The sequence below is a fragment of the Vallitalea sediminicola genome (genome assembly GCF_054408565.1).
This window is the reverse complement of the sequence record NZ_BTPT01000026.1, coordinates 195,563-206,102: the sequence shown is the minus strand read 5'-3', so window position 1 is coordinate 206,102 and position 10,540 is coordinate 195,563. Positions and strand designations below refer to the sequence as shown.

The 10,540-nt window shown below is 31.0% G+C and carries 12 protein-coding genes; all 12 read left to right on the top strand.

Annotated elements, in window-relative coordinates:
- The first annotated feature begins 84 nt into the window (after nt 1-84).
- The 12 genes from ACX6CF_RS12375 to ACX6CF_RS12320 all read left to right on the top strand — a co-directional run bounded on the left by ACX6CF_RS12375 (nt 85) and on the right by ACX6CF_RS12320 (nt 10,526).
- Nucleotides 85-348, top strand: coding sequence for an HPr family phosphocarrier protein (locus tag ACX6CF_RS12375; RefSeq protein ID WP_458785643.1), 264 nt, complete (start codon nt 85-87; stop codon nt 346-348).
- 11 nt (nt 349-359) lie between these two features.
- Nucleotides 360-2,063: a phosphoenolpyruvate--protein phosphotransferase gene (gene ptsP / locus ACX6CF_RS12370; protein WP_458785642.1), complete on the top strand. Its 1,704-nt coding sequence runs from the start codon at nt 360-362 to the stop codon at nt 2,061-2,063.
- A gap of 15 nt (nt 2,064-2,078) precedes the next feature.
- Nucleotides 2,079-2,921 (top strand): PRD domain-containing protein, encoded by an 843-nt coding sequence (locus ACX6CF_RS12365; protein WP_458785641.1) that lies wholly within the window; start codon nt 2,079-2,081, stop codon nt 2,919-2,921.
- A 193-nt stretch (nt 2,922-3,114) separates the two neighbouring features.
- Nucleotides 3,115-3,597 carry a PTS transporter subunit EIIC gene (locus ACX6CF_RS12360; protein WP_458785640.1) on the top strand — a complete coding sequence of 161 codons (483 nt, stop codon included), beginning with the start codon at nt 3,115-3,117 and terminating at the stop codon, nt 3,595-3,597.
- A 27-nt stretch (nt 3,598-3,624) separates the two neighbouring features.
- Nucleotides 3,625-4,983, top strand: a complete 1,359-nt coding sequence (locus tag ACX6CF_RS12355) for a PTS transporter subunit EIIC (protein ID WP_458785639.1) — start codon at nt 3,625-3,627, stop codon at nt 4,981-4,983.
- A 52-nt stretch (nt 4,984-5,035) separates the two neighbouring features.
- On the top strand, nt 5,036-5,518 hold the full coding sequence (locus tag ACX6CF_RS12350) for a PTS sugar transporter subunit IIA (protein ID WP_458785638.1): 483 nt from the start codon (nt 5,036-5,038) through the stop codon (nt 5,516-5,518).
- A gap of 8 nt (nt 5,519-5,526) precedes the next feature.
- Entirely contained in the window at nt 5,527-5,790 is a 264-nt protein-coding gene (locus ACX6CF_RS12345; RefSeq protein ID WP_458785637.1) for an HPr family phosphocarrier protein, read from the top strand.
- Nucleotides 5,791-5,997: 207 nt separating this feature from the next.
- Complete coding sequence (recD2, locus tag ACX6CF_RS12340; RefSeq protein ID WP_458785636.1) at nt 5,998-8,247, top strand: SF1B family DNA helicase RecD2; 2,250 nt, start codon at nt 5,998-6,000, stop codon at nt 8,245-8,247.
- A 9-nt stretch (nt 8,248-8,256) separates the two neighbouring features.
- Nucleotides 8,257-8,985, top strand: coding sequence for a ComF family protein (locus tag ACX6CF_RS12335; RefSeq protein ID WP_458785635.1), 729 nt, complete (start codon nt 8,257-8,259; stop codon nt 8,983-8,985).
- A gap of 14 nt (nt 8,986-8,999) precedes the next feature.
- Nucleotides 9,000-9,413 (top strand): flagellar protein, encoded by a 414-nt coding sequence (locus ACX6CF_RS12330; protein ID WP_458785634.1) that lies wholly within the window; start codon nt 9,000-9,002, stop codon nt 9,411-9,413.
- A gap of 254 nt (nt 9,414-9,667) precedes the next feature.
- Nucleotides 9,668-9,949, top strand: a complete 282-nt coding sequence (gene flgM / locus ACX6CF_RS12325; protein ID WP_458785633.1) for a flagellar biosynthesis anti-sigma factor FlgM — start codon at nt 9,668-9,670, stop codon at nt 9,947-9,949.
- Between the two features lie 67 nt (nt 9,950-10,016).
- Nucleotides 10,017-10,526 carry a flagellar protein FlgN gene (locus tag ACX6CF_RS12320; RefSeq protein ID WP_458785632.1) on the top strand — a complete coding sequence of 170 codons (510 nt, stop codon included), beginning with the start codon at nt 10,017-10,019 and terminating at the stop codon, nt 10,524-10,526.
- Nucleotides 10,527-10,540: the final 14 nt, after the last annotated feature.

Here is a 10,540-nt window from a genome sequence, read left to right as displayed (position 1 = left end):
GTTTTACGGGTGGTGGTGATTTAAGTGCTATAGAAAAGTTTCATTAGGCTTTTCTGTTTGAAAAATAAGACATGAGGTGATTAAATGTTGATGAAAAGTTTTATCATAAAAGCTGAAACAGGATTACATGCAAGACCAGCAACATTATTTATTAATAAATCAAAAGAATATAATTCAGAGATTAAGGTAATAAAAAATAAGAAAGAAGCTGATGGGAAAAAATTTTTGCAAGTTTTATCTCTAGGTGTATTGAAAGATGATTTAATATACCTTAGAATCAATGGTAATGATGAAGAAGAAGCTATGAATGCATTAGAAAAATTAATAATGAATAACTTCACAGTCTAAGGAGAAAAACTATGGAAGAGTTATTTGGAATTAATGTATCAGCAGGTTATGGTATAGGCTCGGTGTATTGTTATAATCCTACTGAATATATAATAAGCAAAAAAAATAATGTTAATATCACCAGTGAAAAAATGAAATTGGAAAAAGCTTTAACAATAAGTATAGAACAATTACAGAAAATACATCTAGATAATGCTGATAACATTGGTGAAACAGCGGATATTATTAAAGCTCATATTACAATGATAGAAGATCCTGACCTAAAAGATAATATAATAGAAAAGATAGAAGAAGGTCACGATGCCCTGTGGGCGGTAGATCAAACAGTTAAAAAATATGCTGATATATTTAAAAATATGAATAACGAATATTTTAAAGAAAGAGCTCTAGATATAGAAGATATAGGTAAAAGAATCATTAATAACCTAATCGGGAATATTAAGAAGCCTCTAAATGATCTTAAGGATAAAATTATACTAGTTACAAAAGAGCTTACTCCCTCAGATACTTTATCAATGGATAGAGATAAAATATTAGGAATAGTAACAGAAACTGGAGGAAAAACATCTCACACAGCAATACTAGCTAGAACCCTTGGAATTCCTGCGGTGACTGGAATTGATAATGTCACTAGAATGGTTGAAAACAAACAAAATATAATTATTGATGGAACTAAAGGTAAAATTATTTTAGAGCCAGAAGAATATCAGATAAATACATATAAACAAATGATTGAAAAAAGAATACTTCAACTAGAAGATGAAAAATCTTTTATAGGATGTAAAACTAAGACAATAAATGGTTATAACTGCAAGATTTATTGCAATATCGGTTCTATAGAAGATGTACAGCAAGTACTAAATAATGATGGTGAGGGTATAGGATTATTTAGAACAGAATTTCTGTATATGAACAAAAAGATACCTCCATCAGAAAACGAACAATATGATATCTATAGCAACATAGGTAGAATGATGAAAGGTAAAGCGGTAATTATTCGAACATTAGATGTAGGTGGAGATAAGAAGATAGAGTATATAAATATAGAAGATGAGTTAAACCCTTTTTTGGGGAATAGAGCTATCAGGTACTGCTTACAAGAAGAAAACCTATTTTTGACTCAATTGAAAGCAATACTTAGGGCTTCGGATAATACTAGTATAAAAATTATGTTTCCAATGATAACTGCATACGAAGAGCTTATAGAAGCCAAAAAACTTCTAGAAAAAGCGAAGAACCAATTAATTGAAGAGAAAAAAAGTTTTAATGAAGAAATTAAAGTAGGTATCATGATAGAAACACCAGCTGCTGTTTTTAATTCAGACCAATTTGCAAAAGAAGTTGATTTTTTCAGTATTGGAACCAATGATTTAACCCAGTATACTTGTGCTGTGGATAGAATGAATACAAAGGTAAGCTATCTATATTCACCATATAATCCAGCTGTTATAAAAAGTATAAAGATGGTTGTTGAGAATGCTCAAAAAGAAGATATTGAAGTTTCAATGTGTGGAGAAATAGCATCAGATGAATTGCTGCTTCCACTATGGATTAGTTTAGGAATTGATGAATTAAGTGTTGTTTCAAGGAATGTTCTACGTATACGTAAACATATTAATAGTATTAATAGAAATAAATCTTTGATTGATGAAGCTGTAAAGTGTAAAAGTGGAGATGAGATGATAGAACTTTTGAAAAACATAAGTAGTATCTGATTGGAGGAGGCAGTTGTGAGTGGGGAAAATACATATCATATCATTAAAGTACTAAATAATAATGTCGTTCTTGCCAAAAAAACAAGTAATAATCAAGAGATGATTCTTATCGGGAAAGGAATCGGTTTTGGGAAAAAAGCTAATAAAGTTGCTATAATTGAACATAATAAAATTCAAAAAATATATAGTAACTCAGAAGGTATACTCAAAGAAGAATATATTAGGCTAGTAAATGCTATAGATAGAAAAGTAATAGGAGTAGTTGAAGAAATAATACTTTTGGCAGATAAAGAAATGGGGCATTTAGATGAACATATCCATATAGCTCTAGTAGATCATGTTGGGTTTGCTTTAGAACGATTAAAACAAGGTATGGTTTTTTCTAATCCATTCTTATCTGAAATAAAATCAATGTACAAAGATGAATATAATCTGGCATTAAGAGGAAAATCATTATTATATAAGCGTCTAGGTGTAATGATACCTGATGATGAAGTTGGGTATATAGCTCTGCATCTCCATTCGGGAAGACAACGAAAAGACATTAAGCATACAATCAAGGACACTAGATTATTAAAGAATATATTGGAATTAATAGAAAGTGAAATAGGATATGATATAGATAAAAATCTAACTATGTATACTAGATTGGTAACTCATCTAAAGCAAAGTATTACCAGGGTAGAAAAGAAAAAGGAAATAATAAATCCTTTATTAGATGATATTGTTACCAAGCTTAGTGTAGCTTATGGAATAGGGGAAAAAGTAGCAGGAATAATTGAAAATGAAAAGGAGATAAAGGTATCAAAAGACGAAATAGGTTTTTTGGCACTACATATTGAAAGATTAAGAAATTGATGAGCGTGTTACTGGTAATGCAGGCATAAGCTTATGGTTTAGAGATGGTATTTTGTTGATATCATTATTTGACTATGAGTTTATGCCTTTTTTTATTAATACACAATAAGTTATAACTGCTAGAAATCATTAAAAACAACTTTTTGTGAATTAATTTAATATTATATTACAAAGATTAAAGGAGGAGTTTTTTATGAGTAACAAGGCTGAGGCAACAAAAAAACAAATAAGTGCATTATTGCTTCCAGTGGGTGTCTTACTAGTAGCCGGGATATTATTACTACTAGGTCAACCAGGTGTGTTGAACATCGCTTTCTTTGAAGAAATGGGGAAAACAGTATTTGCACATTTACCAATGATTGTTGCCATTATAGTAGCAATCGCATTGGCTGTTGATGATCATGGTACAGTTGTATTATCAGCAGTATTAGGGTATTTCGTACTTAATAAAGGAGTTCAGACTATAAATGATGCTAGTAACATGGGTATAGTTGCTGGGATTATTGCAGGTATAGTAGCTGGATTATTATACAATAAGTATAAAAATGCTCAATTACCTACATGGTTAGCTTTCTTTGGAGGAAAAAGATTTGTACCAATTGTAACAGCATTCGCATGTATAATATTAGCACTTGTATTTGGTTATGCATGGGTACCACTTAAAGGACTATTCTAGAATTATATTAAATAAGGAGGATTTATAATGCAAGTATTTAGTAAGTTACAAAAATTAGGTACAGCTTTAATGCTTCCAATAGCAGTGTTACCAGCAGCTGGAATATTATTACGTATAGGTCAGCCAGATGTTCTTAATATTCCATTCATCAGTAATGCTGGAGATGCTGTGTTTAGTAATTTAGCGTTATTATTTGCAATTGGTGTAGCAATCGGTTTATCAAAAGACAAGAGTAGTATAGCTGCTTTTTCAGGTTCAATAGCTTATTTTATGGTAATAGCTGGAATCAATGCCGTAGTACCTGGTACTGATATAGGTGTATTGGGTGGTATAGTAACAGGTGGAGTAACTGCATTTATATATAATAGGCTAAAAGATAACAAGTTCGGAAAATCAGTAGTGCCTTTGGTTACATCCATTGCGTCTATTCCTTTATCTTTACTATTTTGCGTAGTATGGCCATTTATCGCAAAAGGATTAGATATGTTCGGTAATTTTGTTATTCAGTCGGGAGCAATTGGAGCAGGGGTATATGGTTTCCTTAACCGACTATTAATACCTACTGGTTTACATCATATCCTTAACAATATATTCTGGATGAATTTCGGTGAATTCACTAATGCAGCAGGTGAAATAGTAAGAGGAGACTATGCTAGATATCTTGCTGGAGACCCAAGTGCAGGAATATATATGGCTGGGTTCTATCCAATAATGATGTTTGCCCTTCCAGCAGCAGGTCTTGCTATGTATACATGTGCAAAAAAAGCGAACAAAGCTTTGGTAGGTTCAATGATATTCTCACTTGCATTTACTTCATTTTTAACAGGTGTAACTGAACCATTAGAATTCAGTTTTATATTCTTAGCACCAGTATTATATGTTATACATGCAGTTTTAGCCGGATTATCATTGATTATATGTAATATACTGGGCATATTGCATGGGTTCATATTCTCGGCTGGTTTCATAGACTACGCTCTATATTTTAAATTAGCGACTAAACCGTTATTGCTTATACCAATAGGGTTATGTTTTGGAGTTGTATACTACTTTGTTTTTGTATTCGCAATCAAAAAACTCAATTTACCTACACCAGGTCGTTTAGATGAACAAGGTGGTAATATTGATGCTCTTATTGCAGATCTTGGTATGGCAGGAATAGCAGCGGAGTTTGTAATGGCACTAGGTGGTAAACAAAATATCAAGGCAGTAGATGCTTGTATCACAAGACTTCGTTTGACCTTGAATGATTCATCAATAGTTGATGATGATGAATTAAAGAAATTAGGAGCTTCAGGAGTCCTTAGACCTAATAATAAGAATATGCAGGTTGTTGTAGGACCAAAAGCTGAATTAGTAGTTGATGAAATGAAGAAAATTGTATAGAACCCTGCAAATCAGTTTTATGTTATAACAACAATAATCCTAGGAGGCAATCATGTTTAAAATACTAAAAAAACAGAAAGATACACTAATATATACACCAGCTAGAGGCAAGGTCGTAGAACTTGATAAAGTACCAGATGAAGTTTTTGCTTCTAGGATGATTGGAGATGGTATTGCAATTTTACCATATGATGGTATTATAAAAGCACCATGTGATGGTAAAATAATTCAGATATTCCCAACGAATCATGCTATAGGAATTAAATCAAAAGAGGGTTTGGAGATACTTATACATATGGGAATAGATACTGTGGAGTTAAAAGGTGAGGGATATGAAAGATTAATTCAGGAAGAACAAGTTGTAAAAAAAGGTGATCCATTAATTAAAATGGACCTTGAATTAATCAAAGAAAAAGGCAAAGAGATAATAACACCTATTATCATAACCAACATGGAAAAGGTTAAAAGTCTTTCTTATTGTAATTTAGATAAGGCTATCGAAGATGATGTGATAATGAAAATCAGATTAAAGTAGGGATTCATATGCTCATACAAGAAGTTGTATTAAAGTATAATTTCCATGCAAGACCATGTGCTTACTTTGTCAATCAAACGTCGAAATATCAATCTAACATCAATATAGTAATTGGTGATATAAATGCTAATGGCAAAAGTGTTATTAGTGTGATGATGTTGGAGTTGGCTAAAGATGATAAAGTTAAAATTATCATTGATGGAAATGATGAGAAGGAAGCCATGAAAAAAGTAATATATCTGGTAGAGAACCCTCTAGAAAAGGACTGGTAGAAATGCTGGTTCTTTTTGTTTTGGGGGTTCAAAGGAATTCTTAAATGTGGAAAAGTGGTAATAGCCATGATTTTGGTAATATAGAACAAAACACTTTTTATGACTGACTTGTACTTAAAAAACCTAAAAGCCACTAACAATTGTCTTTAACATACATATATGATAAAATAATCTAAATGACGATACAATAATATTAAAGGTGATTTCATGGAAACTCAGCAAGTTATTGAAGGAATAATTGAAGAGATTATATATAGAAATGAGAATAATGGATACTGTGTATGTGAGATAAGTATGGAAGAGGAAGATATTACTTGTGTGGGTACAATGTTGGGAGTATCTGAAGGTGAGCAGATTAGAGCAGTTGGAGAATATGTCTCTCATCATACTTATGGTAGGCAATTTCAGATAGAAAGCTATCAAAGTTTTATACCACAGGATAGACATTCTGTTTTGAGGTATCTATCTTCTGGAGCGATTAAGGGAATTGGACCAGCTCTAGCTAAGAGGATTGTTAAGAGATTTGGGGATGATTCTTTTAGAATTATAGAAGAAGAACCAGAGACTCTTGCTTTGGTAAAGGGTATAAGTGAAAATAAGGCTAGAGAGATAGCTAATATTTTTTATGAGCAGAGAGAAATGAGGAAGACAATTATATTCTTACAAGAATATGGTATTTCGTTAACTTATGCAATAAAGATATATAATAAATATAAAGAACGTACCATGGATATTGTTGGAAACAACCCTTATAAGCTTGCTAAAGATATAATTGGTATAGGTTTTAAGACAGCTGATGAAATAGCTATGAAGATGGGGATTGATAAAGACTCAATTCATAGGGTTAAATCTGGGATTATGTTTATTCTGGGTAGAGCTTCACTTAATGGACATACTTATTTACCAAAAAATGAATTAATAGATAAAGCAGAAGAAATATTGTTAGTTCCATACGAGCTTATAGAAAATGCAATAATTGAGTTGCAGATCAATAAACAAATTATCAGTAAAGAAATCGAAGATGAAGTTATTACCTATAATATAATGTTTTATCATGTAGAATTAAATATAGCTAGAAAAATCTATGATCTTGCGCAATTTGAATATGATCTACCTAGTAACGTTGATAAGGAAATTGAAGCTATTGAAGATAGTTCAGATATTGTTTTTGATGATTACCAAAGACAAGCTATAAAAGAAGGAATCAAGAATGGAGTTATAGTCGTTACTGGAGGTCCTGGAACAGGAAAAACAACAACAATTAATTCCATTATAGAATTATTAGAAAGACAAGGATTAGATGTAATGTTAGCTGCACCTACAGGTAGAGCTGCCAAGAGAATGACAGAAGCTACAGGAAGGCAGGCGCAAACTATACATCGTCTATTAGAAATCTCTTTTATGAGTAGTGAAGATAATAAATTTGAGAAACATGAAGATAATCCCCTAGAATGTGATGCTTTAATTGTTGATGAGGCATCAATGGTTGATGTTATTCTTATGAATAGTTTATTAAAAGCGCTAATTCCTGGTACAAGGCTTATTATTGTTGGGGATAAAGATCAATTACCATCCGTAGGACCAGGAAATGTATTAAAAGATATAATAGAAAGTAATAAAGTAAAGGTAGTAAAATTGGAAAAGATTTTCCGACAAGCCAGAGAAAGTGCAATTATAATGAATGCACATAAGATTAATTCTGGAGAATATATTGACTTAACTAACAAAAAGAGCGATTTTTTCTACATAAAGAGGGCTACAGCAGGTAGTATTTTAGAAGAACTGAAAACTCTAACAAAAACTAGATTACCCAAATTTGCTAAATGTTCTTCTTTTGAAGGAATTCAAATACTTTCTCCTATGAGAAAGGGACTTCTTGGCACCATTAATCTTAATAAAGAATTACAAGCAACCTTAAATCCACCCCAAAAAGATAAGAATGAAAAAGTCTTTCGTGATGTTTTATTTAGAGAAGGCGATAAGGTCATGCAGATAAAAAATAATTATAACTTGGCATGGCAAATCAAAAATGAGTATAACTTTACTATAGACGAAGGTGTTGGTGTATTTAATGGGGATATTGGAACAGTTATTGAGATTAATCAGTATACTAATAAACTAAAGGTCAAATTTGAAGATAATAAAGTAGCTGAATATGAATATGCTAATCTAGAGGAATTGGAATTAGCTTATGCAGTTACAATCCATAAATCACAAGGAAGTGAATATCCAGTGGTGGTTATCCCTTTACTAACGGGACCATCCATGCTTCTTATAAGAAACTTGTTATATACCGCTGTTACTCGTGCTAAAAAATATGTAGTTATTGTCGGGCTAGATACTACAATACATCAGATGATAGATAATGATAAAGAAATTGAGCGTTATTCTACACTCAGATTAAGAGTTCAAGAGATTTTTGATACAATGAATGAAGTCATGAATAATAATGGGTAGGTCGAATCTATGAAACTTGATAAATTAGGAAATGAATTACTTAGCATAATTTATCCAAAACGTTGTCCAATATGCATGGATATAATACCTATCAATGGAGAAGAAAGAATTTGTGATTCATGTGTAGAAGAATTACCATATATAATAGAACCTCGTTGTAGAAAATGCAGTAAACCACTTAATAATGAAGTGACAGAGTATTGCTTTGATTGTACTAAAAATGAGCATGATTATACAAGAGGTTGGGCTGTCTGGCTCTACGAAGGTGAATTAAAAAAGGCTTTACGAAGATATAAATATGATAATAATGAAAATTATGGTAGAATTTTCTCGAAAGAAGTAGTAACATTATATAAAAGGGAGATACTAGAAGCACAGATTGATTTAATAATTCCCGTACCTCTTCATAAAAAAAAATTAAGAAAAAGAGGTTATAATCAAGCTGGTATTATCGCTACAAATATTGGGAAATACCTAGATATATCTTGTAATACCAATTGTGTCATTAGAACAATCAATACTAAGCCTCAGAAAAATCTTTCTGACAAAGAAAGAGTTAATAATATGAAAAAGGCATTTAAAGTAATAAAATCTGATGAAATAGTTGGTAAGACAATATTGATTTGTGACGATATATATACTACAGGTAATACTATAAACAGCCTTGCAAAGGAATTATTGATAAGTGGAGCAAATGAAGTGATTTTTATTACATTAGCGATAGGAAAAGGATTTTAACGGAGGTGTTTTTTATGAATGTAAGAAATTGTGTGAAGTGTGGTAGAATATTTAATTATATAACAGGTATACCTATGTGTCCTGCATGTAAAAGCGATTTAGAGGATCAATTCCAAGTGACTAAGAAATATATTAGGGATAATCCTAATGCTAATATAGCTCAAGTGGCGGAAGAATGTGATGTATCACTAAAACTGATTCATCAATGGGTACGTGAAGAAAGACTTACATTTTCTGAAGGTTCAGCAATAGGTATTGAATGCGAGTTATGCGGTAAGACTATTAGAACGGGTCGATATTGTGATCAATGTAAACATGATATTCAACATAATCTAGATGGTGCATACGATAAAAAAGATGCAATCAATAAATTAAAAGAAGATGAAGTGAAAAATAAGATGAGATATCTTAATAGGGATAACAAGTAATGAATACATAAATATAATTAGTTATAAAGTAATGAGCTAAAGGACTGCTTCATAATCCATTTTTGTATAAGTATTATTAATTAAGATTAGGGTAATTTTTATTGATAATATGAAAAAATAGATTATGAGACGGTCTGTTTTTATGTTTTTTTATTTTTGACTAAATATTATAATGATGATTGCCGATAAAATAATTGAAACCAACATATACTTAAAATATGTTAGAGAAATAAAATGGAAGGACGGGTTCTATCATGAGAGTAAATGGGATTAAAAATGTTAACAACGCATACAAAGTTAACCAGACAGATAGAATATCCAAAATAGCAAAAGTTAAGAATGAAAAAGACTCATTAGCTATATCAGATGTTGCTAAAGAACTACAGATAGCTAAGAAAGCAGTGAAAAATGCACCTGATATCAGACAAGATAAAGTTAATGACATAAAAAAGCGTATACAATCTGGTTCATACAATGTTAGTGCTAGAGAGGTAGCTGACAAAATAGTTGATAGATATTTTGACAAAAGAGGTTAATAGAGTAGATAGTATTATTCTAACTAATAAGTGTTAGATGTTTAATATTTTGAAAGGATTGAGCACATTGGCTAGTTTAATAGAAGATTTAATAATAACTCTAGAAGATGAAAAACAGTGCTATAAGAAATTGCTTACTGTTGGTGAGGCAAAAACAGAAATAATTATTAAAGGTGATATTTCTGCTCTTAATGAACTCACTAGAGAAGAACAACAGATGGCTTCACATGTTATAAGAATAGACAAAAAAAGAGAAGAAATAATTAATGATATCGCTATAGTAACTAATAAAGATTCAGATGAATTAACTATAAATAATTTAGCGGTTCTACTAGCCAAACAGGAAAAGGAACATTCTAAGCTGAATAATCTAAAAGAGGATATTAGAGAAGTTGTTGAAAGGTTACAAGTAATCAATGACAGAAATAAGATTTTGTTAAAAGAATCACTTGACTATATAGATTTTACAATGAATGCTTTACAAAGTGAAAGTGCAATGACAAATAGCAATTATGAAGCACAAGGTAATATATATAATTCACAAGAAGGAAGAAGATTCTTTGATGCTAAACAGTAACGTTATATTTAATT